Annotated in this window: 25 protein-coding genes; 18 read left to right on the top strand and 7 right to left on the bottom strand. The window is 66.5% G+C overall.

Annotated features, from left to right (window positions below; genetic code table 11):
* Positions 1 to 14: 14 nt before the first annotated feature.
* The 5 genes from ACCQ01_RS21285 to ACCQ01_RS21265 all read left to right on the top strand — a co-directional run bounded on the left by ACCQ01_RS21285 (position 15) and on the right by ACCQ01_RS21265 (position 5,886).
* Positions 15 to 1,457 carry a sensor histidine kinase gene (locus ACCQ01_RS21285; RefSeq protein WP_228432786.1) on the top strand — a complete coding sequence of 481 codons (1,443 nt, stop codon included), beginning with the start codon at positions 15 to 17 and terminating at the stop codon, positions 1,455 to 1,457.
* Positions 1,442 to 2,803 carry a sigma-54-dependent transcriptional regulator gene (locus ACCQ01_RS21280; protein WP_228432785.1) on the top strand — a complete coding sequence of 454 codons (1,362 nt, stop codon included), beginning with the start codon at positions 1,442 to 1,444 and terminating at the stop codon, positions 2,801 to 2,803. Before ACCQ01_RS21285 ends, ACCQ01_RS21280 begins: the two co-directional genes overlap by 16 nt.
* 177 nt (positions 2,804 to 2,980) lie before the next feature.
* Entirely contained in the window at positions 2,981 to 3,781 is an 801-nt protein-coding gene (locus ACCQ01_RS21275) for a hypothetical protein (RefSeq protein ID WP_228432784.1), read from the top strand.
* 146 nt (positions 3,782 to 3,927) lie between these two features.
* Positions 3,928 to 4,563: a hypothetical protein gene (locus ACCQ01_RS21270; protein WP_228432783.1), complete on the top strand. Its 636-nt coding sequence runs from the start codon at positions 3,928 to 3,930 to the stop codon at positions 4,561 to 4,563.
* A 102-nt stretch (positions 4,564 to 4,665) separates the two neighbouring features.
* On the top strand, positions 4,666 to 5,886 hold the full coding sequence (locus ACCQ01_RS21265) for an MFS transporter (RefSeq protein WP_228432782.1): 1,221 nt from the start codon (positions 4,666 to 4,668) through the stop codon (positions 5,884 to 5,886).
* Positions 5,887 to 5,895: 9 nt separating this feature from the next.
* On the opposite strand, the gene ACCQ01_RS21260 is transcribed toward ACCQ01_RS21265, so the two are convergent.
* Positions 5,896 to 6,372, bottom strand: a complete 477-nt coding sequence (locus ACCQ01_RS21260) for a tRNA (cytidine(34)-2'-O)-methyltransferase (RefSeq protein ID WP_011035465.1) — start codon at positions 6,370 to 6,372, stop codon at positions 5,896 to 5,898.
* Between the two features lie 54 nt (positions 6,373 to 6,426).
* On the bottom strand, positions 6,427 to 6,885 hold the full coding sequence (locus ACCQ01_RS21255; protein ID WP_228432781.1) for an XAC0231 family protein: 459 nt from the start codon (positions 6,883 to 6,885) through the stop codon (positions 6,427 to 6,429).
* A gap of 387 nt (positions 6,886 to 7,272) precedes the next feature.
* On the opposite strand from ACCQ01_RS21255, the gene ACCQ01_RS21250 reads away from it, so the two are divergent.
* The 3 genes from ACCQ01_RS21250 to ACCQ01_RS21240 all read left to right on the top strand — a co-directional run bounded on the left by ACCQ01_RS21250 (position 7,273) and on the right by ACCQ01_RS21240 (position 9,718).
* A complete protein-coding gene (locus tag ACCQ01_RS21250) occupies positions 7,273 to 7,593 on the top strand; it encodes a DUF4156 domain-containing protein (RefSeq protein WP_014509441.1) in 321 nt (106 codons plus the stop codon).
* Positions 7,594 to 7,694: 101 nt separating this feature from the next.
* Positions 7,695 to 8,711: a 3-oxoacyl-ACP synthase III gene (locus ACCQ01_RS21245; RefSeq protein WP_115572141.1), complete on the top strand. Its 1,017-nt coding sequence runs from the start codon at positions 7,695 to 7,697 to the stop codon at positions 8,709 to 8,711.
* A gap of 89 nt (positions 8,712 to 8,800) precedes the next feature.
* Positions 8,801 to 9,718: an alpha/beta fold hydrolase gene (locus ACCQ01_RS21240; RefSeq protein WP_228432780.1), complete on the top strand. Its 918-nt coding sequence runs from the start codon at positions 8,801 to 8,803 to the stop codon at positions 9,716 to 9,718.
* 141 nt (positions 9,719 to 9,859) lie between these two features.
* On the opposite strand, the gene ACCQ01_RS21235 is transcribed toward ACCQ01_RS21240, so the two are convergent.
* Complete coding sequence (locus ACCQ01_RS21235) at positions 9,860 to 10,243, bottom strand: YkgJ family cysteine cluster protein (protein WP_011035473.1); 384 nt, start codon at positions 10,241 to 10,243, stop codon at positions 9,860 to 9,862.
* 359 nt (positions 10,244 to 10,602) lie between these two features.
* Here ACCQ01_RS21235 and oleC point away from each other — a divergent pair, with 359 nt between their 5' ends.
* The 3 genes from oleC to ACCQ01_RS21220 all read left to right on the top strand — a co-directional run bounded on the left by oleC (position 10,603) and on the right by ACCQ01_RS21220 (position 13,585).
* Positions 10,603 to 12,255, top strand: a complete 1,653-nt coding sequence (oleC, locus tag ACCQ01_RS21230; RefSeq protein ID WP_228432779.1) for an olefin beta-lactone synthetase — start codon at positions 10,603 to 10,605, stop codon at positions 12,253 to 12,255.
* A 96-nt stretch (positions 12,256 to 12,351) separates the two neighbouring features.
* Positions 12,352 to 13,362, top strand: coding sequence for a 2-alkyl-3-oxoalkanoate reductase (gene oleD / locus ACCQ01_RS21225; protein ID WP_042596725.1), 1,011 nt, complete (start codon positions 12,352 to 12,354; stop codon positions 13,360 to 13,362).
* A gap of 64 nt (positions 13,363 to 13,426) precedes the next feature.
* Positions 13,427 to 13,585, top strand: coding sequence for a DUF1328 domain-containing protein (locus ACCQ01_RS21220; protein ID WP_003468167.1), 159 nt, complete (start codon positions 13,427 to 13,429; stop codon positions 13,583 to 13,585).
* Between the two features lie 102 nt (positions 13,586 to 13,687).
* On the opposite strand, the gene ACCQ01_RS21215 is transcribed toward ACCQ01_RS21220, so the two are convergent.
* A complete protein-coding gene (locus ACCQ01_RS21215) occupies positions 13,688 to 14,170 on the bottom strand; it encodes a GNAT family N-acetyltransferase (protein WP_228432778.1) in 483 nt (160 codons plus the stop codon).
* Positions 14,167 to 15,273 (bottom strand): D-alanine--D-alanine ligase, encoded by a 1,107-nt coding sequence (gene ddlA / locus ACCQ01_RS21210; RefSeq protein ID WP_228432777.1) that lies wholly within the window; start codon positions 15,271 to 15,273, stop codon positions 14,167 to 14,169. The genes ACCQ01_RS21215 and ddlA overlap by 4 nt, the downstream gene beginning before the upstream one ends.
* A gap of 172 nt (positions 15,274 to 15,445) precedes the next feature.
* On the opposite strand from ddlA, the gene ACCQ01_RS21205 reads away from it, so the two are divergent.
* The 3 genes from ACCQ01_RS21205 to ACCQ01_RS21195 all read left to right on the top strand — a co-directional run bounded on the left by ACCQ01_RS21205 (position 15,446) and on the right by ACCQ01_RS21195 (position 18,633).
* Positions 15,446 to 16,090 (top strand): ubiquinone biosynthesis accessory factor UbiJ, encoded by a 645-nt coding sequence (locus ACCQ01_RS21205; protein ID WP_012437030.1) that lies wholly within the window; start codon positions 15,446 to 15,448, stop codon positions 16,088 to 16,090.
* On the top strand, positions 16,087 to 17,760 hold the full coding sequence (gene ubiB / locus ACCQ01_RS21200) for a ubiquinone biosynthesis regulatory protein kinase UbiB (protein ID WP_228432776.1): 1,674 nt from the start codon (positions 16,087 to 16,089) through the stop codon (positions 17,758 to 17,760). Before ACCQ01_RS21205 ends, ubiB begins: the two co-directional genes overlap by 4 nt.
* 96 nt (positions 17,761 to 17,856) lie before the next feature.
* A complete protein-coding gene (locus tag ACCQ01_RS21195) occupies positions 17,857 to 18,633 on the top strand; it encodes a pseudouridine synthase (protein WP_323370323.1) in 777 nt (258 codons plus the stop codon).
* 536 nt (positions 18,634 to 19,169) lie between these two features.
* On the opposite strand, the gene ACCQ01_RS21190 is transcribed toward ACCQ01_RS21195, so the two are convergent.
* Positions 19,170 to 19,745, bottom strand: coding sequence for a DUF2059 domain-containing protein (locus tag ACCQ01_RS21190; protein WP_228432775.1), 576 nt, complete (start codon positions 19,743 to 19,745; stop codon positions 19,170 to 19,172).
* Between the two features lie 58 nt (positions 19,746 to 19,803).
* Between ACCQ01_RS21190 and arfB the strand changes: the two genes are divergently transcribed.
* The 4 genes from arfB (at position 19,804) to dcp (ending at position 24,286) form a co-directional block, all read left to right on the top strand.
* Complete coding sequence (gene arfB, locus ACCQ01_RS21185; protein ID WP_011035482.1) at positions 19,804 to 20,235, top strand: alternative ribosome rescue aminoacyl-tRNA hydrolase ArfB; 432 nt, start codon at positions 19,804 to 19,806, stop codon at positions 20,233 to 20,235.
* Between the two features lie 2 nt (positions 20,236 to 20,237).
* Complete coding sequence (locus ACCQ01_RS21180; protein ID WP_011035483.1) at positions 20,238 to 20,867, top strand: lysophosphatidylcholine acyltransferase; 630 nt, start codon at positions 20,238 to 20,240, stop codon at positions 20,865 to 20,867.
* A 64-nt stretch (positions 20,868 to 20,931) separates the two neighbouring features.
* Entirely contained in the window at positions 20,932 to 21,891 is a 960-nt protein-coding gene (locus ACCQ01_RS21175; protein ID WP_228432826.1) for an isoaspartyl peptidase/L-asparaginase family protein, read from the top strand.
* Positions 21,892 to 22,117: 226 nt separating this feature from the next.
* The gene (gene dcp / locus ACCQ01_RS21170; protein WP_228432774.1) at positions 22,118 to 24,286 is read left to right on the top strand and encodes a peptidyl-dipeptidase Dcp; all 2,169 of its coding nucleotides are present in this window, start codon (positions 22,118 to 22,120) and stop codon (positions 24,284 to 24,286) included.
* Positions 24,287 to 24,397: 111 nt separating this feature from the next.
* Here the strand turns inward: dcp and xopN are convergent, their stop codons facing one another.
* Positions 24,398 to 26,557 carry a type III secretion system effector XopN gene (gene xopN / locus ACCQ01_RS21165; protein ID WP_168958606.1) on the bottom strand — a complete coding sequence of 720 codons (2,160 nt, stop codon included), beginning with the start codon at positions 26,555 to 26,557 and terminating at the stop codon, positions 24,398 to 24,400.
* Positions 26,558 to 26,583 lie beyond the last annotated feature (26 nt).

Raw genomic sequence — 26,583 nt, 5'->3', positions numbered from 1 at the left:
TTCGGATCGCGCCCATGCCCCGTTCGTTGTTGCGGCAACTGTTGCTGATCTGGATCGTGATCGTGGCCGCGTGCATCGGCGTGGCCAGCATGCTCTATGGGCTGTATCAGCAGACCGAAGGCGTGCGCCTGGACCAGGCACGCCAGCAACTGCAGGCGCAGTGCGGGCGCATCGTGCAGCGCTACACCGGTGCCAGCGAGGCTGCCCGCGCGGGCGATAACGGCGCGGGGTTGGCCGCGGTGGTGGTGCAATTGGTGCTAGCCGATGCGCCGGGCGTGGAGGGCGGGGTGTGGAATCTAGAGAAGGGATTCATCGCCTACGCGTATCCCACCTACGATGGCAGCGACCACAAGACCGACATCCCGGCTGCCGAATGGAACACCATCGTCGCCACCGCGCGCCAGAGTGCGCGCGGTAACACGCCGGTGCAGTACCGCCGCGATGGCAGCCGTGAGGTGCTGTTGATCAGCGCCTGCCCGCTGGTGGCAGGCACCGCGGCATGGACGATGACGCGGGTGCCGGCCAGCACCTCCGACGCCTGGCGGCCGTTGGTGATCGGCATGCTGCTGATCTTTGCGCTGGTGGCGGTGTCGGCGATTGCGCTGGGCGTGGTGGTGCGGCGCTGGGGCCGGCGGCTGGATCGCATCCAGCAGGCCTTGGCGGCCGAGACCGAACTCCCGCAGATTCCGGTGACCGGTGCGCCGGAATTGGACCGGCTCGGCGCAGCGGTGAACGACTACGCGCAGCGCAACGCGCAGGCGCTGGCGCAGACGCGCCGGCTCGGCGATGAACTCTCCCGGCACGAACGCCTGGCCGCGCTGGGCCGCATGACCGCCACCGTGGCGCATGAGATCCGCAACCCGATCGCCACCATGCGCCTGGCGGTCGAGAATGCGATTGCCAGTGGCAACGCCACGCCGGACGACGCCGCGCACGCGGCCTTGATGCTCGCGCAGATCCAGCGCCTGGATGGCGTGGTCGAAAGCCTGCTCGGGATGGTGCAGCCGATCCGCCTGCACCTGGACACCGTGGTGGTGCGCGACTGGCTGGCGGCACTGCTGGATCCGGCGGAGTTGCCCGCCGGAACACCGCCGCCGCAGCTGTCGGTGCCTGACCCATCGCTGCAATGGGCGCTGGACCCGCAGCAGCTGGGCCGGGCGGTGCACAACCTGGTACGCAATGCCTGGCAGCACGCGCAGCCAGTCACTGTAGTACGCGTGGACGCGGCAGTGCGCGACGGCATGTTGCAGCTATGCGTTGCCAACCAGGGCGCACCGATCGCCGAACCGGTGGCTGCGCAGTTGTTCGAGCCCTTCGTCAGTGGCCGCAGCGACGGCAACGGCCTGGGGCTGGCACTGGTAAGCGAGATCGCACGCGCGCACGCCGGCCAGGTGCGTTACACGCATGCCGATGGCATCACCCATTTCATCCTGGAGCTGCCATGGCGCGCATCCTGATCATCGACGACGATGCCGCGTTTCTGGCCACGCTGCAGGCCACGCTGCGCTCGCTCGGCCACAGCGTGGTTGCGCTCGACAACGGCGCGGCCGGCGTCGCGCAGCTGCGCGAAGGTGGCGTGGACATGGCGTTCGTGGATTTCCGCATGCCGGGCATGGATGGCATTGCGGTGCTGCGTGCGCGCCAGGACCATGCCACGGCGCGCCAGGTGCCGCTGGTAATGCTCACCGCCTACGCCTCCAGCAGCAACACCATCGAAGCGATGACCTTGGGTGCGTTCGACCATCTGGTCAAACCGGTGGGGCGTGCAGAGATCGTGGAGGTGGTGCAGCGCGCCCTGCACAGCGCCGCCGACGCACCGGAACCGGGTGCCGCATCGCTGGCACCGGCCGAAGAGGCCGACGCACTGATCGGCCACAGCCCGGCGATGCGCACCGTGCACAAACGCATCGGCCTGGCGGCAGGCGCCGAGCTGCCGGTGCTGATCACCGGCGAAACCGGCACCGGCAAGGAGCTGGCCGCGCGCGCCTTGCATCGCGCCAGTGCGCGCGCGCAGCGCGCCTTCGTGGCGGTCAACTGTGCGGCCATTCCGCTGGAGTTGATGGAGAGCGAGTTGTTCGGGCACCGCAAAGGCGCATTCTCCGGCGCCACCAGCGACCGCATCGGCCTGATTCGCCAGGCCGATGGCGGCAGCTTGTTTCTCGATGAGATCGGCGACATGCCGTTGCCGATGCAGGGCAAGCTGCTGCGGTTTCTACAGGAAGGGGAAGTCACGCCGCTGGGCGGCAATGGCGCGCAGAAGGTGGATGTCCGCGTGCTGGCGGCCACCCACCGCGACCTGGCGGCGTGGGCGAGCACCGGGCAGTTCCGCAGCGACCTGCGCTACCGCTTGAACGTGGTGCCGATCGAGTTGCCACCACTACGCGAACGCGGCGACGACATCCTGCTGCTGGCCACGCACTTTCTGCAGAGCGCCGGTGGCGCCGCGCGCGCGCTATCGCCCGATGCGCAGCGCCGGGTGCTGGACCATCCGTGGCCGGGCAATGTGCGTGAGCTGCGCAATGTCATGCAGCGCTGCGCGTTGCTGGTGCGCGGGCACACCATCGCGGCGGGCGATCTGGACGAGGCATTGGGCGAACCGTTGCCAAGCGACCTGCTGCAGCCGCAGCCAGCCGATGCGCCAACCGGCACACAGTCGCTGCCCGAAGCGGTGGCGCAGCTGGAAAAACGCATGATCCAGGCCGCGCTGACGCAGGCGCAGGGCAACCGCGCCGAGGCCGCACGCCAGCTCGGCATCCACCGCCAGCTGCTGTACCGCAAGCTCGACGACTATGGATTGCAGTAGCCAGGCGCTGCGCACGGCAAGCTGTCTGCAAAGCGGACAGCGGTTGTCTGGAATGCAGACGCCGCGATGGCTTGCATCTCCGGCCACCGCCAATGAAATCAAAGCGTTGCCAGTTGGCACGATAGCTGCGTTGTCCTGATGGCACGCGGCGCCCCTGCCGCGATGGAGACACTGCCCATGATTCGTCAGACCGCACTCGCCTTTGCGCTGGCCTGCAGCGTGGCCACCGCTGCCGCGCAGGTCCCTGCTGCGCCGGCCGCACCGGTTGCGCCGCGCCCACCCGCCGATGCCCCGCCACCGCCGCCGGCCCCACCCGCACCGCCTGCACCGGTGGCCGCCACCGCCGTGCGTGTCACCGGTACTGTCGAACGCTTCATGCTCAATCCCAATGGCGCGGTGGACGGCCTGTGGCTGCGCGATGGCACCCAGGTCGCGTTCGCACCGCACCTATCCACCGCCCTGCAGGCGGCGGTGCGGCGTGGCGATACCGTCAGCGTGCAGGGCTATCGCCTGGGCCGCCTGCCGGTGCTGCGTGCCAGTGCCATCCGCTCCACCCGCAGCGGGCAGGAGGTGGTGGACCAACCGCCATCGGCCGCACTGCCGCCTCCGGCACCGCCCGCGCCGGCGGCGTTGACGCCCTTGCAGGCGCAGGGGCGGATCGAGCGGCTGGTGTACGGGCCGGGCGGTGAAGCGACCGGCGCCCTGCTCAGCGATGGCACCGTGGTGCGGATGCCGCCGCACTTGGCAGTGCAGTTCGGCGACCTGTTGCAGCCCGGTGCGCCGTTGAGCGTGAGCGGGTTCGGTGTGGCCACCGCAGCCGGGCGGTCCATCGAGGCCACCCAGCTGGGCCGCGACCGTGCCTCGCAACGGGCCCTGTTTGCCCCGCCGCGTCCGGATGGTCCAGTGCCACCGGCACCGCCCGTGCCGCCAGCACCCGCCGCACCGCCCGCCCCGGTGCCGCCGCCCGCTCCGCGCTAAGTCCCGCGCCGGGCCACGCGGCGCTGCCGCGTCCCACGTCCCACGTCCCACGTCACCCCCTTGCGCCCCGTCACCAGCCACGCCTTGCGCGTGGCACGGGGCGCGCGTTGCCGGTCTTCGCCGGCCATCCTGATTGGAGTACCACCATGCATTGGGTCGATCCCGATTTCCTGCCCGAAACCCGCGGCACCCTGGCGCGCTTTCTGCTCAACCCCAAGGCCGATATCGACGGCCTGCTGCTGACCGACGGCACCGAAGTACACACGCCGCCGCATCTGTCCGCCGCCTTGCTGAAGGCGCTTGCGCCGGGCAGCGCCTTGACCATCCGCGGGCTCAAGCCACGCGGTGTGGACATGCTGGTCGCGCTGGCGATCGACCCCGACGGCGGCGCCCGCATCCTCGACGAGGGCCCGCACGGCCCACATGCCAAGCCCAAGCCGAAACCGCCGGCAGCCAAACCCGCCAAACCGCAACACGCCCAGCACAGCGGCACCATCACCCGCCTGCTGCATGGCCCGCACGGGCAGGTGCACGGCGTGTTGCTGGACGACGCGGTCACCGTGCGGTTTCCGCCGCATGCCGCGGGCGCGTTTGCCAAGCAACTGGTCCTCGGCAAGCCGCTCAGTGCCGAAGGCGAGCTCACCACCACCCCGCACGGCGTGCTGATGCACGCGCACGCGCTGGGCGCCAAGCCGGCGACGCTGACCGAGATCGCACACCCACCGCATCCACCACATGGCCCGGGCGGAAAAAAGAAGCCCAAGCCCAAGCCCAAGCACTGAGGAGACGGCGATGCGGCGGCTGCGTGCAAGGCGTTCCGGTCCCTGGGGTGTGCGCACCGCCGCCGGGCTGCGCGCAGCGGTCGCGCGCGTGCTGCATGTGACGTGCGCATGAGCCGCGGCCGGCGTGGCACCCGCGCGCTGGAGGTGCTGCACTTCAGCGTGGCCGATGTGCAGGACGGGTTGGGGCCATTCTTGAGCGTGTTCCTGCAATCCAGAGGCTGGTCGGTGGGGGCGATCGGCACTGTCATGAGCGCCGGCGGAATCGCCGGCATGCTGGCGACCACCCCGGCCGGTGCATTGGTCGATGCCACCCGCCGAAAACGCGCGGTAGTGGTGACTGGCGCGCTGGCGATCCTGCTGGCCACCGCGCTGATCTGGCTGCGGCCGAGTTTTCCCGGGGTGGTGGTGGCGCAGATTGCCTCGGCCCTGGCAGCCGCCGGCATCGGCCCGGCGCTGACCGGCATCACGCTCGGCCTGGTCCGGGCACAGGGCTTCGATCATCAGTTGGCGCGCAACCAGGTCGCCAACCACGGCGGCAACCTGCTGGCCGCTGCACTCGCCGGCTGGCTGGGCTGGCGTTACGGCTTCGGCGCGGTGTTTGTGCTGACGGCGGCCTTCGGCGTGCTGGCGGTCGCCGCGGTGTTGCTGATTCCGGCAGCGTCCATCGACCACCGCGCTGCGCGTGGTTTGCAGGGAGCGCAAACCGGTGAGGCGGTGAGTGGCTGGCGGGTGCTGCTGACCTGCCGCCCGCTGGCGCTGTTGGCGATCACCCTGGGGCTGTTCCATCTGGGCAACGCGGCCATGCTGCCGCTGTACGGCATGGCGATCGTCGCCGCCCATGCGGGCGACCCCAGCGCGTTGACCGCCACCACCATCGTGGTGGCACAGGCCACGATGATGCTGGTGGCCTTGTTGGCGATGCGCTGGATCCGCGTGCATGGCCATTGGTGGGTGCTGCTGGTGGCCTTTCTGGCGTTGCCGCTGCGCGCGCTGGTGGCCGCTTCGCTGATCGAAGGCTGGGGCGTGTTTCCAGTGCAGATGCTCGATGGCCTGGGCGCCGGCTTGCAGAGCGTGGTGGTCCCCGCATTGGTCGCGCGGCTGCTGCATGGCACCGGCCGGGTCAACGTGGGCCAGGGCGCGGTGATGACCGTGCAAGGGATCGGTGCTGCTTTGAGCCCTGCATTGGGCGGCTGGCTCAGTGCCGCCTTCGGCTACCGCACCGCGTTTCTGGTGCTGGGCGCCATCGCGCTGCTCGCGGTTGCGCTCTGGGCGAGCTGCCACACGGTGCTCAAACAGGCATTGGCCGCCGGCGCGGCGAGGTGACGCGCCTGGCTACTGCCCGCCTGTGAAGTTCCATTGTCGCCACGCCTCGAACACCATCACCGCCACGGTGTTGGACAGATTGAGGCTGCGATTGTCCGGGCGCATCGGCAGGCGGAGCCGGTGCTGCGGCGGGATGGACTCCAGCACCTCGGCCGGCAGGCCGCGTGTTTCGGGGCCAAACAGAAAGGCATCGCCATCGGCAAACTGCGGTGTGTCATAGCGCACGGTGCTGCGGGTACTCAGCGCAAACACGCGCTTGGGTGCGAGCGTGGCCAGCGCAGTGGGCAGGTCCGGATGCACCTGCAGACGCGCGTATTCGTGATAGTCCAGGCCGGCGCGCTTGAGCTGCTTGTCGCTGAGGTCAAAGCCCAGGGGCTCGATCAGGTGCAGGCGCGCGCCGGTATTGGCGCACAAGCGGATCACATTGCCCGTGTTGGGCGGAATTTCGGGTTGGAACAGGATGACATCGAGGACGGGGGCTGACATGCGCGCAGTGTAGCTGCGCCGCGCATGGGCTGGCCGGTAATGACCGGCCGGCAGTTACTGGCCCAGGGTGGCGCTGACCAGTGCTTCCAGCTCGACCGGGGTGGGCTGCAGCTGCGGCACCGGCAGGTTGACGATGACCTGGCCGACCAGCGCACCCAGCGCAGCAGCGGCGTGGCCGGTGGCAGCCTGCGCGGTGGCGGCAGCGGTATGCTCCAGCAGGTCGGCGCGCTGTTCGGCGGTCGGACGCACCTGCACGGCGGCCAGAGTCACGATGCGCGGGCCGGCCTGTTCGGCGGCCAGGGCAGCCAGTTGCTCGGTCGAAGGGCGCACCTGCACGGCGGTCAAGGTGCGGATGCCGCTGCTGCGCTCCAGCGTCTGCTGGGCGATCTGGTCGGCGGCCGGGCGCACCTGCACGGTGTCCAGCGTGGTGAGGGAAGCGGCATGCGCGTTGGCAAAGGAGGCGCCGGCAATCAGGGCGGCGGCGAGGGCGATGCGCAGGGTCTTGGTGGTCATGGCGAGGTCTCTTGGTGTAGGTGATCAGTGGTGTGGTAGTAAGGTAGTACACCGTTTCGGTAGCTGCAAGAACTTTCGGTGTTATTTTTATTCTGTTCAGCGTGTAGTCATATTTACTGGCAGCGCACGGGGCGTCGGGACGGCTGCGATAACCAAAGCAATCGCCGTGCCATTTTTAAGTTGTTGTTTTTGAAGGCGGCGGTGCTGCATGGGGCTGTCCGCATCCGGACACGCGGACACCGCATCGGCCGGGCGGACGCGCCGGGCCAAGGCCTGGGCGGGAGCGCAGCGCACACCGGGGGCTGCCGGTTGTCTCTCGGTAGCGCGCCTTATTGCCAATTCAGGCAGCTACGGCACAATCCGGCTTTGCCCTCAGGTGTCTGTCTTATGCGCGTGATCCTGCTGTCTGTTCTGGTTGCCGCCACCACCGCGGCCTGCACCTGGGTTCCCATCGAACAGAGCGGCAAAGGCGTGCAGGTCCTGCCCGCAGGCCCTGTGCCAGCTGGCTGTCAGCAGCAGGGCGAAGTGGTGGTGACGGTCAAGAGCAAGGTCGGTTTCTACAATCGCAACCCGTTGCGGGTGCAGGAAGAACTGGAAACCCTTGCGCGTAACGAGGCGCCCGGCGCCAACGCCAACACCGTGCAGGCACAAGGCCAGCCGCTCGATGGCAGCCAGCGTTTCAACGCGTTCCGATGCCCGCCGCGCTGAACCGTTGGGCTGGGGCGAGTGCGGGGCAAATGTAAAGATGCGGTAAAAGCGGCCAGCAGATAGAATGGCGCCCCCTCGCCTGACGCCATGGCGCTACTTCGATGCTCTTCCAGAATGTCTCCATCGCGGGACTGGCGCATATTGATGCGCCGCACACGCTGACTTCCAAGGAAATCAACGAGCGCCTGCAACCGACCTACGACCGTCTTGGGATCAAGACCGACGTATTGGGCGATGTTGCCGGTATCCATGCACGGCGCTTGTGGGACCAGGATGTCCAGGCATCGGACGCCGCCACCCAGGCTGCCCGCAAGGCCCTGATCGATGCCAACATCGGCATCGAGAAGATCGGCTTGCTGGTCAACACCTCGGTGAGCCGTGATTACCTGGAGCCGTCCACGGCCTCCATCGTGTCCGGCAACCTGGGTGTCAGCGACCACTGCATGACCTTCGACGTGGCCAACGCCTGTCTTGCCTTCATCAATGGCATGGACATCGCTGCGCGCATGCTCGAACGCGGCGAGATCGACTACGCCCTGGTCGTGGATGGCGAAACCGCCAACCTTGTCTACGAAAAAACCCTCGAGCGCATGACCTCGCCGGACGTCACCGAAGAAGAGTTCCGCAACGAACTCGCTGCGTTGACGCTGGGCTGCGGTGCGGCCGCGATGGTGATGGCACGTTCGGACCTGGTTCCCGACGCGCCGCGCTACAAGGGCGGCGTGACGCGCTCGGCCACCGAGTGGAACAAGCTGTGCCGGGGCAACCTGGACCGCATGGTCACCGACACCCGCCTGCTGCTGATCGAAGGCATCAAGCTGGCGCAGAAAACCTTCGTGGCCGCCAAGCAGGTGCTGGGCTGGGCCGTGGAGGAACTGGACCAGTTCGTCATCCACCAGGTCAGCCGCCCGCACACTGCAGCGTTCGTGAAGTCCTTCGGCATCGACCCGGCCAAGGTCATGACCATCTTCGGTGAGCACGGCAACATCGGCCCGGCCTCGGTGCCGATCGTGTTGAGCAAGCTCAAGGAACTGGGCCGGTTGAAGAAGGGCGATCGCATCGCGCTGCTCGGCATCGGCTCGGGCCTGAACTGCTCAATGGCCGAAGTGGTTTGGTGATCGATCGGGCGCACGCCCATCGCTATTGATCGTACGACCGACGCCTGCGCCATCGCGACGCAGGCGTTTTTCTTTTTGCTGGTGACCCGATGACTGCATCCGTTTCGCGCCTGCCGGGCTATTCGTTCACGCCACACCGTCTGCAGGTCCGCCCGGGCGTGTCGATGTCGTATCTGGACGAAGGTCCGCGCGATGGCGAGGTGGTGGTCATGCTGCACGGCAATCCGTCGTGGAGCTATCTGTGGCGGCATCTGGTGAGCGGTCTGTCTGATCGCTACCGCTGCATCGTGCCCGACCACATCGGCATGGGCCTGTCCGACAAGCCCGACGACGCGCCCGACGCGCAGCCGCGCTACGACTACACGTTGCAATCGCGCGTGGACGATCTGGACCGCCTGCTGCAGCACCTGGGCATCACCGGGCCGATCACGCTGGCGGTGCACGATTGGGGCGGCATGATCGGTTTTGGCTGGGCGCTTTCGCACCACGCGCAGGTCAAGCGCCTGGTGATCACCAACACCGCCGCGTTCCCGCTACCGCCGGAAAAGCCGATGCCATGGCAGATCGCGATGGGCCGGCATTGGCGGTTGGGCGAGTGGTTCATCCGCACCTTCAATGCGTTCTCCTCCGGCGCCTCGTGGCTGGGCGTGTCGCGGCGCATGCCGGCCGCTGTGCGCCGTGCCTATGTCGCCCCGTACGACAGCTGGAAGAATCGCATTTCCACGATCCGCTTCATGCAGGACATCCCGCTGTCGCCGGCCGATCAGGGCTGGTCGCTGCTGGAGCGCTCGGCGCAAGCGTTGCCGTCGTTTGCCGACCGCCCGGCCTTCATCGCCTGGGGTTTGCGTGATATCTGTTTCGACAAGCACTTTCTGGCCGGTTTCCGCCGCGCACTGCCGCAGGCCGAGGTGATGGCGTTCGAGGATGCCAACCACTACGTGCTCGAAGACAAGCACGAGGTGCTGGTGCCGGCAATCCGCGCGTTTCTGGAACGAAACCCGCTGTAGGACAAGTTTCGCATCCGTGCGCGCGCGCGCCGAAGAGCTGCGCGCGCCGTGTGCGAAGTGGATGCACCGGGCAATGCGTGCATCGCGCAGGTCCGGGTTGGATCGCGCTGCGGCTGCGCCGCATGATGTTGTGGCGAGGCGTTACAGCGTGGGCAGCGGATTGCGTTGCGCGTCGTCCACGCCAACCCAGTCGGCTTCAGTGAGCGCGTGCAGGCCATGTGCCAGCCGCGACTTGTCGCATTGCGTGCTGCGCTCGCCGAACTCCAGCGATGCCGGCACCGCGGCACACGATGACGGGCGGCGGTCGTGGATGCTGCAACGGCTGTAGCGGCCGATGTCTGCGTCCAGCGCAATGCAGCGTGGCTGCGCTTGCGAGGTGCCACGCATCACCCGTTCGTGCGTGCGCAGTGCATCCGTCAACGCAATCGGCACCCTGCCGCCCAGCGCGGGATCGGCTTCGCTCCAGTGGAAACTGACGCGGAAATAGGCGCAGCAGGCGCCGCAGGTAAGGCAGGGGTGTGCCATGGATGCCGGGCCTTGCGCGGCGAAATAGCGTGGAGAGCGCGGCATTCTGACCGAATCACGGCGCGATACAAGGGGCACGCGTGCAGGCGGGTTAGCGGTTCATGCGGGTGGCGGTTGCTGGTGGCCGGCGGATCACCGGACTTGCCAGAAAACGCCCGGTAGCGTGCAAGGTTTGCTGGCGATTACGCGCACTGTTCCAGTCGATGTTCCAGCGTTTTGATGCATCGCACTTTCAGCTGTGCATGCAGGCACGCTGCGAGCGGCCTCTCTGCAGCATTGCGAGCCAGCCAATGCATGCGACCGAATGTTGCAAGCGCAAGCGACCGGTGCCATAGGCGCGCATGGGTGATAATGGATGCATGACAACTCTCTGCAATATCGCCGCCTCGCTGCCGCGACTGGCGCGCGAGCGCCCCGATCAGATCGCTATCCGCTGCCCGGGCGGACGCGGTGCCAATGGAATGGCCGCCTACGATGTCACCCTGAGCTATGCCGAGCTGGATGCGCGCAGCGATGCGATTGCTGCCGGTCTGGCCTTGCACGGCATCGGTCGTGGCGTACGTGCAGTGGTGATGGTGCGGCCGTCGCCGGAGTTCTTCCTGCTGATGTTCGCCTTGTTCAAGGCCGGTGCGGTGCCGGTGCTGGTGGATCCGGGCATCGACAAGCGCGCACTCAAGCAATGCCTGGACGAAGCGCAGCCGCAGGCCTTCATCGGCATTCCGCTCGCGCAGCTGGCACGGCGCTTGTTGCGCTGGGCACGGTCGGCCACGCAGATCGTCACCGTGGGCGGCCGCTATGGCTGGGGTGGGGTGACGCTGGCACGCGTGGAACGCGATGGCGCCGGTGCCGGCAGCCAGCTGGCCGATACCGCGGCCGACGACGTGGCGGCGATCCTGTTCACCAGTGGCTCGACTGGCGTGCCCAAGGGCGTGGTGTATCGGCACCGGCATTTTGTCGGGCAGATCGAGCTGCTGCGCAACGCGTTCGACATGCAGCCGGGCGGCGTGGACCTGCCGACCTTTCCGCCGTTCGCGTTGTTCGATCCCGCGTTGGGCCTGACCTCGGTGATCCCGGACATGGACCCAACCCGTCCGGCCACCGCCGATCCGCGCAAGCTGCACGATGCGATGACGCGCTTTGGTGTGACGCAGCTGTTCGGCTCGCCGGCATTGATGCGCGTGTTGGCTGATTACGGCCAGCCATTGCCGAACGTGCGCCTGGCCACCTCGGCCGGCGCACCGGTGCCGCCGGATGTTGTGGCCAAGATCCGCGCGTTGCTGCCGGCCGATGCGCAGTTCTGGACGCCGTATGGCGCCACCGAATGCCTGCCGGTGGCAGCGATCGAAGGCCGCACCCTGGATGCCACGCGCACGGCCACCGAGGCCGGCGCCGGCACCTGTGTCGGCCAGGTGGTTGCACCCAACGAGGTGCGCATCATTGCCATCGACGACGCGGCGATTCCCGAGTGGAGCGGTGTGCGTGTGCTGGCAGCGGGCGAGGTGGGCGAGATCACCGTGGCGGGCCCCACCACCACCGACACCTACTTCAACCGCGATGCGGCCACGCGCAGCGCCAAGATCCGCGAGCGCTGCAGCGACGGCAGCGAGCGCGTCGTGCACCGCATGGGCGATGTCGGCTATTTCGATGCCGAGGGGCGCTTGTGGTTCTGCGGCCGCAAGACCCACCGCGTGGAAACCGCCACCGGCCCGCTCTACACCGAACAGGTGGAGCCGATCTTCAACGTGCATCCGCAGGTGCGGCGGACCGCGTTGGTGGGTGTCGGCGCGCCCGGTCAGCAGCAACCGGTGCTGTGCGTGGAGTTGCAGCCCGGCGTTGCGGCATCGGTCTTTGCCGAAGTGGAAACCGCATTGCGCGCGCTGGGCGCTGCGCACCCGCACACCGCAGGAATAGCGCGTTTTCTGCGCCATTCCGGCTTCCCGGTGGATATCCGCCACAACGCCAAGATCGGCCGCGAAAAGCTTGCGATCTGGGCGGCGCAACAACGTGTGTAAGTGCAGGCAGCAGGGCGATGCTGTCAGGCGCAGGCGTATCGCCAGCGCAAGTGTCTGCCGCTGTCGTGTGTTCCCTTCTGCAATCGGTGTGATGTGATGAAGATTCTGGTAACGGGTGGTGGCGGCTTTCTCGGGCAGGCGCTGTGCCGTGGATTGGTGGCGCGTGGACACGAGGTGGTGAGCTTTCAGCGTGGTGACTATCCGGTGCTGCACACCTTGGGTGTGGGCCAGATCCGTGGCGATCTGGCTGACCCGCAGGCGGTGCGGCACGCACTTGCCGGCATCGATGCGGTGTTCCACAACGCGGCCAAGGCCGGGGCGTGGGGCAGCTACGACAGCTATCACCAGGCCAACGTGGTGGGCACGCAGAACGTGCTTGATGCGTGCCGTGCCAATGGCGTACCGCGCTTGATCTACACCTCCACGCCCAGCGTGACCCATCGCGCCACCAATCCGGTGGAAGGCTTGGGCGCGGACGACGTGCCGTATGGCGAAGACCTGCGCGCGCCGTATGCGGCGACCAAGGCAATTGCCGAACGCGCGGTGCTGGCAGCCAACGATGCACAGCTGGCCACCGTTGCGTTGCGCCCGCGCTTGATCTGGGGGCCGGGCGACAACCACTTGCTGCCGCGTCTGGCGGCACGTGCGCGCGCCGGGCGGCTGCGGATGGTTGGCGATGGCAGCAATCTGGTGGACAGCACCTACATCGACAATGCGGCGCAGGCGCACTTCGATGCGTTCGCGCATCTGGCGCCGGGCGCTGCGTGCGCAGGCAAGGCGTACTTCATCTCCAACGGCGAACCGTTGCCGATGCGCGAGCTGCTCAACCGTTTGCTGGCGGCGGTGGATGCACCGGCGGTGACGCGCTCGCTGTCGTTCAAAACGGCGTACCGCATCGGTGCGGTGTGCGAAACATTGTGGCCACTGTTGCGTCTGCCAGGCGAAGTGCCGCTGACGCGGTTTCTGGTCGAGCAGCTGTGCACGCCGCACTGGTACAGCATGGAACCGGCGCGGCGTGACTTCGGCTATGTGCCGCAGATCAGCATCGAAGAGGGCCTGCAACGGCTGCGATCCTCATCTTCCCGCGACATCTCCATCACTCGATAAAGACTGGCACATCCACAAGATACGCCTGCGCCGATTCGGCACGACAACTTCTGGACACATTGCCATGCTGCATTACGCCATCATCTTTTTCGTCATCGCCATCATTGCCGCAGTGCTGGGCTTCAGCGGTATCGCCGGTGCGGCGACCAACATCGCCTGGATCCTGTTCGTGGTGTTCCTGATCCTGGCCGTGATCTCGATGTTCCGTCGCGGCAAGGTCTAGTCCGCGGCACGTCACGGCAGCGGCGCTGCCGGTTGACGATCACACGGCCCGCTTCCGCAAGGAGGCGGGCCGTGCGCTTTTGCGGCGCGCAGAATTCGCTAATTACAGCGCTTTTTCCAGGTATTGCACGCGTTTTCCGCTTTCCAATACGGCCTCGCCGATCGGCTGAAAACCCAACTGCCGGTGAAGTGCCAACGAGGGTGGATTGGCAGGCAACAGATTGACTTCGCAGACCAGGCGCTTATGGCCTGCGGTGCGCGCGTCACGGATGAGTTCGTCATACAGCTGTGTTGCCAAGCCGCGTCGACGTGCGTGCGCGGCAACCACGATACGGTCTACATAGACAAAGCGCGCAAAGCGTGCGGCCATCCAGGCGAAGTTCGCATTGGCGTAGATGGCGTCCTGATCCAGCGCGATGAGTAAGGCATCGGCCGGATCCGCCACCCGTGCGTGCCAGGCCTGCTGCAACAGGCTGGCGAGCGCATCAGGTGTGAGCCACGACAAGGCGCTGGCATCGGCGTTGTTGAGTGCCAACAGTGCTGCGTGATCGTGCGGATGCACTGCACGCACCCGTGCCGCGGTCATGCGTGCGTGACCACGCTGCTGTGCAGGCGCCCATCGTCGGCATGCCGCTCCAGTGCCAGCTCGATCAAGCGCGTAACCAGGCTGCGATAGTCCAGCCCGCTTGCCTCCCACAACTTGGGATACATGCTGATGCGGGTGAAGCCGGGCAGGGTGTTGACCTCGTTGATGACGATGCGCCCATCCGCGCACAGGAACACATCCACGCGCGCCATGCCGGCGCAGTCCAGCGCCTGATAGGCCTGTAGTGCGCACTGCTGGATGCGGTGCTGGGTGTGGGCGTCGATGTTGGCGGGAATCACCGTCGCTGCGCCATCGTCGCGGATGCACTTGGTCTGGTACGAATAGAACGCGTCGTGCACCACCACCTCGCCGCACACGCTGGCCTGCGGCGTGGCATTGCCCAGCACCGCGCATTCGATCTCGTGCCCGGCGATTGCCGCTTCCACCAGCACCTTGTGGTCGTAGCGCAGCGCGAGCTCCAATGCCGCGCTGAACTCCTCAGCGCTGCGGACCTGGCTGACGCCGACCGACGAGCCCTGGTTGGCCGGCTTGACGAACAGCGGCAGCCCGAATTGGGCAATCAGCGTCTGCACGTCGGCCTGCGCAGCGGTGTGGCGCGTGAAGCATGCGAACGGCGCCACCTCCAGGCCGGCATCGCGCAGCACCCGCTTGGCCATGTCCTTGTCCATCGCCACGGCCGACCCCAGCACGCCGGAACCCACGAACGGCAGGTTGGCCATGCGCAGCAGCCCCTGCAGCGAACCGTCTTCGCCCAGCGTGCCGTGCACGATCGGGAACACCACATCGATCTGCGCCAGCGCCTGTTCGGCATCCACCGCGCGCAGCTGCGCACTGGCCGCACCGGGCAGCACAGCCAGCCCGCGGCCGTTGTGGCGCAGCGCAATGCGGCTGGGGTCGTCGGCATCGAGCAGAAAACTCTCCGGTGCGCTGAGGTGCCACTGGCCCTGTTTGTCGATGCCGATCAGCACCGGCTCGAACCGCTGCGGGTCCAGCGCCTGCAGGATATTGCGCGCCGATTGCAGCGAGACCTCGTGCTCGGCCGACTTGCCGCCAAAGATGAGCCCGACCCGAATCCTGCGCATACCTGCTCCTGTCATTGCTCCACGGAAGCGGCACAGGATGCCGCCGGCGCGGTGCCGAACGGAAGCGCCGGGTGCCTGCCCGAGCCGTGGCACATGCATCGGCCTGCCGATGCAATGGCCCGGCCCGCGCCCGTCAAGCGATTGCGACATGCAGGGACGGTAGAATGCGCCCATGCCCGGATCACTCTTCAACTCACTCAAGCCGCTCGCCGGCCAGGCCCTGCAGGCCGCGCTCAACCGCGCGCTGGCGCTGGACCCGGATACCCGCGATGCCCTGCTGCCGCTGGAAGGCCAGCGCATTGCACTGACCCTGGAGGCGCCCGCGCTGGCGCTGCAGATCCGCGTGCACGAGCGGCGGCTGCTGGTGGGCCCGGTGGATGCTACCCAGGAGCCGGATCTGGCGGTGCGCAGCAGCCTGGCCGGCTTGCTCGGGCAGCTGCCGTTTCTGGCCAATGCCCGCCGCAGCGGGGCGCCGGCCGGCCGGCTCAAGGTCTCCGGCGATGCCGAGCTGGCGCGCCAGCTGCAACAACTGGCCGGGCGTTTCGATCCGGACTGGCAGCTGCCGTTCGTGGCGGTGTTCGGCGAGATCCTGGGCGTGCAGATCGCCAGCGCCGTGCGCAGCGCCTTGCAGCAGGCCCGCCGCAGCGCCACCGACCTGGCGCAGAGCGCAGCCGAATTCGTCACCGAAGAATCGCGCGACGTGGTGCCGCGCGCCGAACTGGAGGCCTTCCACGACGACGTGGATGAGCTGCGCGACGCTGTCGAACGCCTGGCTGCGCGCATCAATCGCCTGTCTGCGGCTGGAGGCACGCCATGAAGGCGATCCTGCGGGCAAGCCGCATCGGCCGGGTGATCCTGCGCTATCGGCTGGACGCATTGCTGGAAGGCACCCCGGCCGAGCGCTGGTTGCGCCTGGCCAAGCCGTTCGTGCCGCGCGCCAGTGCCGAAATCGCCGCGCAATCGCGCTGCGCGCGCTTGCGGCTGGCGCTGCAGGAACTGGGCCCGATCTTCGTCAAGTTCGGGCAGATTTTGTCGACCCGCCGCGACCTGATTCCGCCGGACGTGGCCGAAGAACTCACCTTGCTGCAGGACCGGGTCAAGCCATTCGACGGCGAGGCCGCGCGCCTGATCGTGGAGCGCGCGCTGGGGCTGCCGGTGAGCGTGGCGTTTGCCGCCTTCGATACCACGCCGCTGGCCTCGGCCTCGATCGCGCAGGTGCACGCGGCCACCTTGCCGCCCGATGCCAATGGTGTGCGCCGCGAAGTGGTGGTCAAGGTGCTGCGCCCGGACATCGAGCGGCAGATCGACGCCGACATCGCGCTGCTGCATTCGCTGGCCACGCTGGTCGAGCGTACCCATCCACGCGCCGACAAGATCCGCCCGCGCGAAGTGGTGGCCGAGATCGAAGGCACGTTGTCGGCCGAACTGGATCTGCAGCGCGAAGGCGCCAACGCCAGCGTGTTGCGGCGGTTCTGGGAAGGCTCGGACGATCTGTACGTGCCGGAGGTGATCTGGTCGCACACTGCCGAGCGTGCGCTCACGCTGGAGCGCGTGTACGGCATCCCGTCCGATGACGTGGCCAAGCTCGACGCCGCCGGCATCGACCGCAAGGCGCTGGCCGCCAAGGGCGTGCGCGTGTTCTACACGCAGGTGTTCCGCGACAACTTCTTCCACGCCGATGCGCACGCCGGCAACATCTGGGTCGATTCGGACCCGGAGCGGCGCCTCAATCCGCGTTTCATTGCGCTGGATTTCGGCATCATGGGCCAGCTCTCGCAGGAAGATCAGTACTACCTGGCAGAGAACTTCATGGCGATCTTCCACAAGGATTACCGCCGCATGGCCGAGCTGCACGTGGAGGCGGGCTGGATGCCGTCCAACGTGCGTATCGACGAGCTGGAAGCGGCCGCGCGCTCGGTGTGCGAGCCGTACTTCACCCGGCCGTTGTCGGAGATCTCGCTGGCCGAGGTATTGATCAAGTTGTTCCGCGTGGCGCAGCGCTATGAATTGACGCTGCAACCGCAGCTGATCCTGCTGCAGAAGACGCTGCTCAACATCGAGGGCGTGGGCCGCCAGCTCGATCCCAAACTCGACATCTGGGCCGTGGCGCGGCCGGTGCTCGAACGCATCCTGCGCGAGCGTTACAGCCCGCGCCGCGTGCTGGGCGAGTTGCGCAAGCGTCTGCCGGAGATCATGACCCACGCGCCGGACATGCCGCGCCTGGTGCATAGCTGGTTGAAGCAGCAGGTGGAAGGCCGGCACCAGCTGGACATCCGCTCGAGCGAATTGCGTGCGCTGGACCTGAGCCTGCGCAAGCTGCAGACCCGCGTGGTCACCGCCATCACTGGCAGCGGGCTGCTAGTAGTGGCGGCCGTGTTGTATGGCCTGCATCCGGACGGCTGGTATCTGGGCACGGTGCCGGTGTGGAGCTGGATCAGCGGCGGTGCCGGCTCGGTCGCCTTGCTGATCGCCTGGCTACGCCGCTGACACATTGCGATAGGTGGCCCGCTGCATTCGGCTGCATTTCGGCAGTGCCTGCAGCGGAGCCCCAGCGCGGCCCTCGATTCGTGGTGCGGCAACGCAGTGGCATGCGCTGTCGGCGACGCGGATAATCCGCCGGTGAGCACATCCCCTGATCCATTGCAGATTCTCTACCAGGACGCCGTCCTGGCCGTTGTCGACAAACCCGCGGGCCTGATGGTCCACGACAGCAAGCTGGCGCGCGGGGAGGACGATTTTCTTGCGGACCGCCTGCGCGTGCAGCTGGGCCGCCCGATCTTTCTGGTGCACCGGCTCGATCGCGCCACCAGCGGCTGCCTGTTGCTGGCCTTCGATCGCGACACCGCCAGCGCGCTGGGCAAGGCCCTGATGGCCGGCGAAGTAGAGAAGGATTATCTGGCCATCTGCCGCGGCTGGCCCGCCGAGGAACAGCTCATCGTCGACCACGACCTGGACGGCGGCCCGGGCAAACCGATCAAGAAGCCGGCGGTGACCCATTTCCAGCGCCTGGCCACCGGCGAGCTGGAGATCCCGTCCACCGGTTTTGCCACCTCGCGCTATGCCTTGCTGCGCTGCCAACCGCAGACCGGGCGGTTTCGCCAGATCCGCCGGCATCTCAAGCACCTGTCGCATCACATGATCGGCGACACCAGCCATGGCGATGGCCGCCACAACCGCAGCTTCCGCATGCTCGGCATCCACCGCATGTTGCTGCACGCCGAACGCCTGGGCTTCCCGCATCCGGCCGATGGCAGGCGCATCAGCGTGGTGGCGCCGCTGGATGTGGAGTTTGCGAAAGCGTGTGCGTTGTTCGGGTGGAACGTGGCGGGGGTGCAAGGCGGCACGACACACGTGCAGTGATGCGGCATGGTCATTGATCTGTCCGTGCCTCAAAGTCGAACGGCAAAGTTTCTAGGCAGCCGTAGCCTCACCCCAACCCCTCTCCCGACGGGAGAGGGGCTTGACTGTTGCTTCTCCCCTCGGGAGAAGGTGCCCCGTAGGGGCGGATGAGGGTGCGAGCGAAGCCAGGTGGAGTTTGGATGCACGTGCTGCTTCGCCGCTTACCGCCTTCATCCCCAACTCCCTCTCCCGGTGGAGAGTGGCTTGACTGTTCCTTCTCCCCTCGGGAGAAGGTGCCCCGTAGGGGCGAATGAGGGTGCGAGCGAACCAGGTGGAGTTTGGATGCACGTGCTGCTTCGCCGCTTACCGCCTTCACCCCAACTCCCTCTCCCGGCGAAGAGGGGCTGGAGCAGGCTTCTCCCACTGGAGGAAAGCTGGGGCACCGCCGGAATCGTCAACGCGATCGACCTGGCATCCTCATTCGCATCCTCATCCGCATTCGCCGCAGGGATCACGCGGTTACGAATCCCCAATCCCAACTCCCGACTCCCAGCCCCTCACGGCTTCGCCGCAGGCGCCGCCGGAGTGTTGACGATCTGTTCCAGATCCTTCTGCAGGTCGGTAAACAGCGGCAGCATCTTCTGCTGGATGGCGCCCATCAGGTTCTGGGTCAGTGCAGGGGTCTTGTCCAGCAGGCTTTGGCCAGCCGAACTCTCGTAGAACTCGGCCATGGCAATCACGTCCTCGCGCGAGAACGAGCGCTTGTACAGGTCCACGTACATCGGGCGCAGCTCCGACCACGACAGCGCCTTGCGCACGGTCTGGCGGGTGCGCTCCTGGATGCGCTGCAGCTGCGCCTGCTGGTCGGCATCGAGCTGGCGCTGCGCGGTGAGCTGGGCGAACTGCTGCTGCTGCATCGCTTCGATCTGCGGCAGCATGGTGTCGAGCATGGTCTGCGCGCGCGAAGCGGCCAGCAGCCGGTTGACGTCGGCATCGCTGGGCGCCTGGGCCCAGGCCACCGGCGCGGCAAGTGCCAGCGCCAGCAGCACCAGCAGGCGGCGGGCATGGCGGGCCGAAATGAAAGCGGTGGGTGTCATCGGAGCATCCTGCAGTCGGGGGACCGGCCGCAGCATACGGGATGACGCCGGCGTTCGCGCGCGCGTCCACGCCCGTCCCGATACAATCCGGCGCATGGCCAGTGAACCCATCCAGATCACCCCCAACCTGGCGATCCCGCCCGGCGAGATCGTCGAGCGCTTCGTGCGCGCGAGCGGCGCCGGTGGGCAGAACGTCAACAAGGTGTCGACGGCGGTGGAGTTGCGCTTCGATGTGGCCGGCTCGCCGTCGCTGCCGGAACCGTTGCGCGCGCGCCTGCTGTCGCGGCGCGATCGCCGCATGACCGCCGACGGCGTGCTGGTGATCGATGCGCAGCGGTTCCGCACCCAGGACCGTAACCGCGAAGATGCGCGCGAGCGGCTGGCCGAGATCATCAATGCATGCCTGTCGGTGCCCAAGCGCCGCGTGGCCACCAAACCGAGCCATGGTGCCAAGCTACGGCGGCTGGATGCCAAGCGTGAGCGTAGCCAGATTAAACGTGGACGCTCTGCGTCCCACTGGGAGTAAGCGTGAGTGACACTGACCCGTCGTTGCCGCCGGTAACGCAGGCCAACATCCTGTTGCAACCCTCACCGCCACGCATGCCGCGTGCGCATGGCCGCTTCGGCCGTTGGCTCGGCCGCACCGCGCTGCGGTTGACCGGCTGGCGGCTGGTCGGCCGGCTGCCCGACGAGCCCAAGCTGGTGATGATCGTCGCGCCGCACTCCTCCAACTGGGACGGTTTTCTCGGCTTTGCGGCCAAGTTCGCGCTCGGCTTCGATGTGCGCGTGCTGGGCAAGGCGCAGCTGTTCTGGTGGCCGCTGGGGCCGCTGCTGCGCAAGCTCGGCGCCATCCCGCTGGACCGCAGCTCGCCGCAAGGCACCATTGGCCAGGCGGTGCGGTTGATCCGCAACTCCGAGCAGATGTGGTACGTGATCACCCCGGAAGGCACGCGCAAGCGCGTCGAAAACTGGAAGGCGGGGTTCTGGAAGATCGCCTCCGATGCCAAGGTGCCGATCCTGCCGGTGTATTTCGATTACCCCAGCAAGACCGTGGGCATCGGCGAGCCGTTCTGGACCGGCACCGACATGGCTGCCGATATCGCCGCCGTGCGCACCTGGTACCGCCCATGGCGCGGCAAGCACCGCGATACGCTCTGAGCCCACCATCCCCTGTTTGCGTGGTGGCGAGCGCCGGCCACGCCTTGCGAGGAACGCCAATGTCATCTGCCCGCGTGTTGTGCCTGTCGTTGCTGCTGTTGGCCACCGGCCCGGTGTGGAGAAATCCAGCCTGTCGCCAGAGGAACAAGCGCAGGCACGCGAGGCGATGCAACGCGCGCTGCGTGCTGGCCATGCGGTGTTGACGCGCGGCGGTAGCGCGGTGGATGCGGTGGCCGCCACCATCACCGTGCTGGAGGATGCGCCGCAGTTCAACGCCGGGCGCGGTGCGGTGTTCACCCACGATGGCAAGAACGAACTCGATGCCGCGATCATGGACGGCGCCAGCGGCAAGGCCGGCGCGATCGCCGGCGTGCACACGGTCAAGAACCCCATCCTGTTGGCGCGCAGTGTCATGGACCGCTCCAAGCATGTGATGCTGGTCGGTGACGGCGCCGAGCAGTTCGCGCGCGAGCAGGGGATCGCGTTGGTCGATCCCAGCTATTTCCGTACCGAAAAACGCTGGCAACAGCTGCAGAAAGCGCGCAAGGCCGAGGCCGGCGACCGCCAGGCGCAGGCCGCACTCGACCTGGAAACCGCCAAGCACTTCGGCACTGTCGGTGCGCTGGCGCTGGATCGCGAAGGACACTTGGCCGCCGGCACCTCCACCGGCGGCATGACCAACAAGCGCTACGGCCGCGTGGGCGATGCGCCCATCATTGGCGCCGGTACCTATGCCAACACCCAGTGCGCGGTGTCCGGCACCGGCTGGGGCGAGTTCTATATCCGTGCGGTGGCCGCCTACGACATCTGCGCGCGCATGAAATATGCCGGGCAATCGCTGCAACAGGCGGCCGAGGCAGTCATCGATCAGCAGATTCCCAAGGCCGGCGGCGACGGTGGCGCAATTGCGCTGGATGCGCAGGGCAATGCCGCATTTCCGTTCAATACCGAGGGCATGTACCGCGGCTGGATCGGTGCCGATGGCACTGCGCATGTGGCGATCTTCAAGGACGAGGCGCTGTAACGCTGCCGCGCTTGCCCAGTAGCACGTTGCGAAGGCTGGCGTATGCCAGCCCATCACCGCATCCGGCGCGCATGACGACGCAGCGGCGGCCCAGGCGATGGCGCCTGGACTGCACGCGATCTCGCAGCCCCACGGCGTTCATCCATCCAATCCAACGGCACATGCCACACGCGACGAAACCCGCTAGCGTGGCCGGCTGCTGTTACCCACTCAGGAATTACACGCCATGTCGCGTACCGTCGTTCTGGCCGCTGCCATCACCCTGGCGCTGGCTGCTTGTTCTGGAAAAGATTCGTCCGGTAAGGAGTCCACCACCGTGCCCGAGAAGACCGCTACCACCCAGACCCCGGATGCCGCGCCGAACCCGCTGCTGACCGCCAGCACGCTGCCGTTCCAGGCGCCACCGTTCGACAAGATCCAGGACAGCGATTACCTGCCTGCGTTCGAGGAAGGCATGCGCCAGCACCTGGCGGACGTGCGCAAGATTGCCGACAACCCCGAGCCGGCCAACTTCGACAACACCATCGAGGCGATGGAGCGCGGCGGCGAAACGCTCACTCGCGTCTCGCGCATTTTCTTTGGACTGGTGCAGGCCGATACCAGCGACGCCCGCCAGAAAATCCAGGAAGAGGTGGCGCCCAAGTTGGCCGCGCACCAGGACGAGGTCAATCTGGATCCCAAGCTGTTCGCACGCGTCAAGGCGATCTACGACCAGCGCGACACGCTGAGCCTGGAGCCGGAACAGAAGCGCCTGGTCGAACGCCATTACGAAGAACTGGTGCGCGCTGGCGCGCAGCTGTCCGACGCCGACAAGACCACCTTGCGCAAGCTCAACGTGGAGGAGACCACGCTCTCCACGCAGTTCCATACCAAGCTGGTGGCCGCCTCGGCTGCCGCCGCCGTGGTGGTGGACGACAAGGCCAAGCTCGATGGCTTGAGCGAGGGCGACATCGCCGCCGCCGCCGATGCCGCCAAGGCGCGCAAGCTCGATGGCAAGTATCTGCTGACCCTGCAGAACACCACCCAGCAGCCGGTGCTGGCTTCGCTGAAGGACCATGACCTGCGCGCGCAGGTGATGAAGGCCTCGCAAACCCGTGCCGAACAGGGCGACGCCAACGACACCCGCCAGACCATCCAGCGGCTGGCGCAGCTGCGCGCGCAAAAAGCCAAGCTGCTCGGCTTCGACAGCTACGCCGCCTACAGCCTGGGCGACCAGATGGCCAAGACGCCGGAGGCCGCGCTCAAGCTGTTGACCGACACCGTGCCGGCGGCGACCGCCAAGGCGCGTCGCGAGGTGGGCGAGATGCAGAAGGTCATCGATGCGCAGCAGGGCGGTTTCAAGTTGGCTGCGGCGGATTGGGACTTCTACGCCGAGCAGGTGCGCAAGGCCAAGTACGACCTGGACGAATCGCAGATCAAGCCGTATTTCGAACTGGACAACGTGCTGCAGAACGGCGTTTTCTACGCAGCCACGCAGCTGTATGGCATCACCTTCAAGCAGCGCACCGACATCCCGACCTATCACGCGGATATGAAGGTGTACGAAGTGTTCGATGCGGACGGCACCTCGATGGCGCTGTTCTACACCGACTACTTCAAGCGCGACAGCAAGTCCGGTGGCGCTTGGATGGACGTGTTCGTGGAGCAGGACGGGCTGACCGGCACCAAGCCGGTGGTCTACAACGTGTGCAACTTCACCAAGCCCGCCGCGGGCCAGCCGGCGTTGCTGAGCTTTGATGACGTCACCACCTTGTTCCATGAGTTTGGCCACGCACTGCATGGCATGTTCTCCAAGGTGAAGTACCCCTCGATTGCCGGCACCAGCACCTCGCGTGACTTTGTCGAGTTCCCCTCGCAGTTCAATGAGCACTGGGCCTCGGACCCGAAGGTCTTCGCCAACTACGCCAAGCACTACCAGACCGGTGCAGCGATGCCCGATGCCCTGGTGGAGAAGATCAAGAAGGCCAAGACCTTCAACAGCGGCTACGCCACCACCGAGTACCTGTCGGCGGCATTGCTCGACCTGGCCTGGCACACCCAGCCGGCCGATGCACCGCTGCAGGACGTGAGCAAGTTCGAGGCCGATGCCTTGAAGCGCTTCAAGGTCGATCTGGCCGAAGTCCCGCCGCGCTACCGCAGCACCTATTTCGACCACATCTGGGGCGGCGGTTATTCGGCCGGCTACTACGCTTATTTCTGGTCGGAAGTGCTCGATGACGATGCATTCGAGTGGTTCAAGGAAAACGGCGGCCTGACCCGCAAGAACGGCGACACCTTCCGCGCCAAGATCCTCTCGCGTGGCAATACGGTGGATCTGGCGACGCTGTACCGGGATTTCCGTGGCAAGGATCCCAGCGTCAAGGCGCTGTTGGAGAATCGTGGTTTGACGGAGTGAGACACCCGCGTGCACGACGCACGCGGATGCAGGCGATGATCGAAACGGGATGGCCTTGCGGCCATCCCGTTTTTGTTGCGTCGCTTTTGATGCGCCGCGGTCGGTGCCGCATCATGCCGGTTGCGGCGCCTGATCGTCCCCGATCTGCACGATCACTTCGTGCGACTGCGATGTGGACGCTGCTCCCGGACGCAGCCGCTCCACCGCCTGCGGCAGGGTCAGCGACGGCGCGCCCTGCGCTGCGGAGGACGTGGCACCGGGCGGTTGGGTGAGCGCCTTGGCCTGACCCAACAGCTGTTCCACATCGTTGCCTTGCAGTAGCGCGTTGATCGCTCGGCTCGCCGTGGTCGCCCGACGCTGGGACAGCGCTTCGTTGGCCCCCCCCATCACGCCACGTAAGACTTGCTGCTTCAATCCGATGTCGGTGTCGCCCTCGCGGCGATTGTTCTTGACGGTGATGGCGGTGTGCTGATTCAGCGCGCCGACCGTAGCCATGGTTCCGGACAGGGCAGAGATCGCCAGGGTCTGTGCGGTCGGCACGTTGCGCGTTCCACCCTGCGCCGCAGAGCTGGCCTTGCCGATCACCGAGGATGCCGCGCTGCCCAGCACGCCGAGATGGAACATCTGGCCAATGCGTTGGGCGGTCTGTGCGGAGAACTCGCGCGAGGTGTACTTCTTGGCGATATCGTTGATCAGTTGCTCCGACACCACCGACTTCTCGGCGCCGAGCAGCACCGCTGCAGCGACACCGTCTGGATGGAGTTCGTCCAACTTGCCTTCGCGCAAGGCTTTCAGATCCTGGCGCAGCAAATTCAGCGCCTTCGCCGGGCCGGTGCCGTGGCCCGATTCCAGATCCAGGTTGTCGGCGTCCGCCGTCCCCTGCGGCGAGGGCGACGTGGCTAGTTCCGTGTTGAGCGCTTTTTCCATCGACACCAGTCCGTTGATGACGCGTTTCACCAGAGCCTGCGTGGGCGACTGGATCAGTTTGCGCAGTTTGGTCTGATCGATCTCCTCTGCCGCAACCGGCTCGCCACGTGCAAGTTTCAATTTACCTGTCTCGGTCAATACATCGGCGTACAGCAGATTGAGCTTGTTGTTGTAGTCCTGTTTTGCCTGTTCGTCGAAGCCGGCGGCCACATGCTGCGCAGCTGTCATCAACAGGGCACCGACGGTCTGCGCGGTCGGCGACAGCGCCCGCATTGCGCCGGTTTTGCTGAGCAGGCCCAGCGTGCCCGCCAATGGCGAACGCAGGATGCGCGGGACGGCCTGCCAGCGATTGCCCATCCATTGCCGGTCGTGTGCGCCCTGGGTCATGACAAAGTCGTGCTGGGCCTGATGCAGGCGCGCTTCGGCTTGCAGCAAGTGGTCAGCGGCCTCGGTAAGCTGTTCAGCTGACGCCGCCGTTGGTCGCTGGTCTGCGGCGTGCTTGAGTTCTCGGAACCTGTCGCAGCACCCACTGAATTCTTCGATGTGGCGTTCCAGTGCCTTCGCGAGGTCCGGTAGCCAATGCTTATCGTTGATCTGATTCTTGTCCGGCACGATGACGTGACCGCCATGCTCGCGGATGGATTCGCATAGACTGACCACCGCCGACTGCTGGACCGCATTCATCGGTGCGGCGATGGCCGCTGTTGCAAAGCCGAACCCTGCGCCTGCCCATGGCTGACGGGTTGCGTAGTTGATCCACGGCGAAACGATGAACTGCATCGCATTGTTTAGAAAACTACCGGTGGGATTGGGCATGCCGGACAACAGCGCGGTGCGTCGCAAGTCGGAAACCTCGACTTCGCTCAATCCCTGCGCCTTGTACCAAGCCATCGCATCCGTTTCGTGGATGCGGCTCAACAAATCTGTGTGTGTCGCTGCGCGTTTCTGCACGCCGGTGGTGTCCGGCAGTTTCATCGGCCTGACCTTGTTGATCAATTCGGCGGCCAGTCGCGGCTCGACGGCACGGTGGTTGTCGGCAGCCAGTTTCTCTTTGAGTCGCACCAGCGACGCTTTGCCAGGATGCGACGGCATTACAGGCTGCGAAATCTGCAGACCAACCGTGTGCAGGTGGCTAGCCGTATGAGATGCGTGCGCAGTGGCGTCTGCGGTCTCCTTGCCGCGCTTGCTCGGGGCGCGGGATAGCATGGTCAATGCGCCATCGGGCTGGGCATCCGAGCGGCTGGGCGGGGTATCCGGGGACGTTTCTTTTTCGATCTCATGGATGTTCGCACTTGACGCTGACACAGTGCGACTGAGCGGATTGGCGGATGCAGCAGGTGTCATCAGATTTCTCCTGGCGCTTGATGCAG

It is taken from the genome of Xanthomonas sp. NCPPB 4037, from assembly GCF_041475695.2.
Classification (GTDB): Bacteria; Pseudomonadota; Gammaproteobacteria; order Xanthomonadales; family Xanthomonadaceae; genus Xanthomonas; species Xanthomonas campestris.
The sequence above is the reverse complement of the archived record's forward strand: the minus strand, read 5'-3'. Positions and strand labels throughout refer to the sequence as shown.

What these genes read in the sequence shown, in the direction of transcription:
- ACCQ01_RS21285 (WP_228432786.1), top strand. Translation starts at nt 15, where the DNA reads ATGCCCCGTTCGTTGTTGCGGCAACTGTTGCTGATCTGGATCGTGATC.
- ACCQ01_RS21280 (WP_228432785.1), top strand. Translation starts at nt 1,442, where the DNA reads ATGGCGCGCATCCTGATCATCGACGACGATGCCGCGTTTCTGGCCACG.
- ACCQ01_RS21275 (WP_228432784.1), top strand. Translation starts at nt 2,981, where the DNA reads ATGATTCGTCAGACCGCACTCGCCTTTGCGCTGGCCTGCAGCGTGGCC.
- ACCQ01_RS21270 (WP_228432783.1), top strand. Translation starts at nt 3,928, where the DNA reads ATGCATTGGGTCGATCCCGATTTCCTGCCCGAAACCCGCGGCACCCTG.
- ACCQ01_RS21260 (WP_011035465.1), bottom strand. Translation starts at nt 6,372, where the DNA reads ATGTCAGCCCCCGTCCTCGATGTCATCCTGTTCCAACCCGAAATTCCG.
- ACCQ01_RS21255 (WP_228432781.1), bottom strand. Translation starts at nt 6,885, where the DNA reads ATGACCACCAAGACCCTGCGCATCGCCCTCGCCGCCGCCCTGATTGCC.
- ACCQ01_RS21250 (WP_014509441.1), top strand. Translation starts at nt 7,273, where the DNA reads ATGCGCGTGATCCTGCTGTCTGTTCTGGTTGCCGCCACCACCGCGGCC.
- ACCQ01_RS21245 (WP_115572141.1), top strand. Translation starts at nt 7,695, where the DNA reads ATGCTCTTCCAGAATGTCTCCATCGCGGGACTGGCGCATATTGATGCG.
- ACCQ01_RS21240 (WP_228432780.1), top strand. Translation starts at nt 8,801, where the DNA reads ATGACTGCATCCGTTTCGCGCCTGCCGGGCTATTCGTTCACGCCACAC.
- ACCQ01_RS21235 (WP_011035473.1), bottom strand. Translation starts at nt 10,243, where the DNA reads ATGGCACACCCCTGCCTTACCTGCGGCGCCTGCTGCGCCTATTTCCGC.
- oleC (WP_228432779.1), top strand. Translation starts at nt 10,603, where the DNA reads ATGACAACTCTCTGCAATATCGCCGCCTCGCTGCCGCGACTGGCGCGC.
- oleD (WP_042596725.1), top strand. Translation starts at nt 12,352, where the DNA reads ATGAAGATTCTGGTAACGGGTGGTGGCGGCTTTCTCGGGCAGGCGCTG.
- ACCQ01_RS21220 (WP_003468167.1), top strand. Translation starts at nt 13,427, where the DNA reads ATGCTGCATTACGCCATCATCTTTTTCGTCATCGCCATCATTGCCGCA.
- ACCQ01_RS21215 (WP_228432778.1), bottom strand. Translation starts at nt 14,170, where the DNA reads ATGACCGCGGCACGGGTGCGTGCAGTGCATCCGCACGATCACGCAGCA.
- ddlA (WP_228432777.1), bottom strand. Translation starts at nt 15,273, where the DNA reads ATGCGCAGGATTCGGGTCGGGCTCATCTTTGGCGGCAAGTCGGCCGAG.
- ACCQ01_RS21205 (WP_012437030.1), top strand. Translation starts at nt 15,446, where the DNA reads ATGCCCGGATCACTCTTCAACTCACTCAAGCCGCTCGCCGGCCAGGCC.
- ubiB (WP_228432776.1), top strand. Translation starts at nt 16,087, where the DNA reads ATGAAGGCGATCCTGCGGGCAAGCCGCATCGGCCGGGTGATCCTGCGC.
- ACCQ01_RS21190 (WP_228432775.1), bottom strand. Translation starts at nt 19,745, where the DNA reads ATGCTGCGGCCGGTCCCCCGACTGCAGGATGCTCCGATGACACCCACC.
- arfB (WP_011035482.1), top strand. Translation starts at nt 19,804, where the DNA reads ATGGCCAGTGAACCCATCCAGATCACCCCCAACCTGGCGATCCCGCCC.
- dcp (WP_228432774.1), top strand. Translation starts at nt 22,118, where the DNA reads ATGTCGCGTACCGTCGTTCTGGCCGCTGCCATCACCCTGGCGCTGGCT.
- xopN (WP_168958606.1), bottom strand. Translation starts at nt 26,557, where the DNA reads ATGACACCTGCTGCATCCGCCAATCCGCTCAGTCGCACTGTGTCAGCG.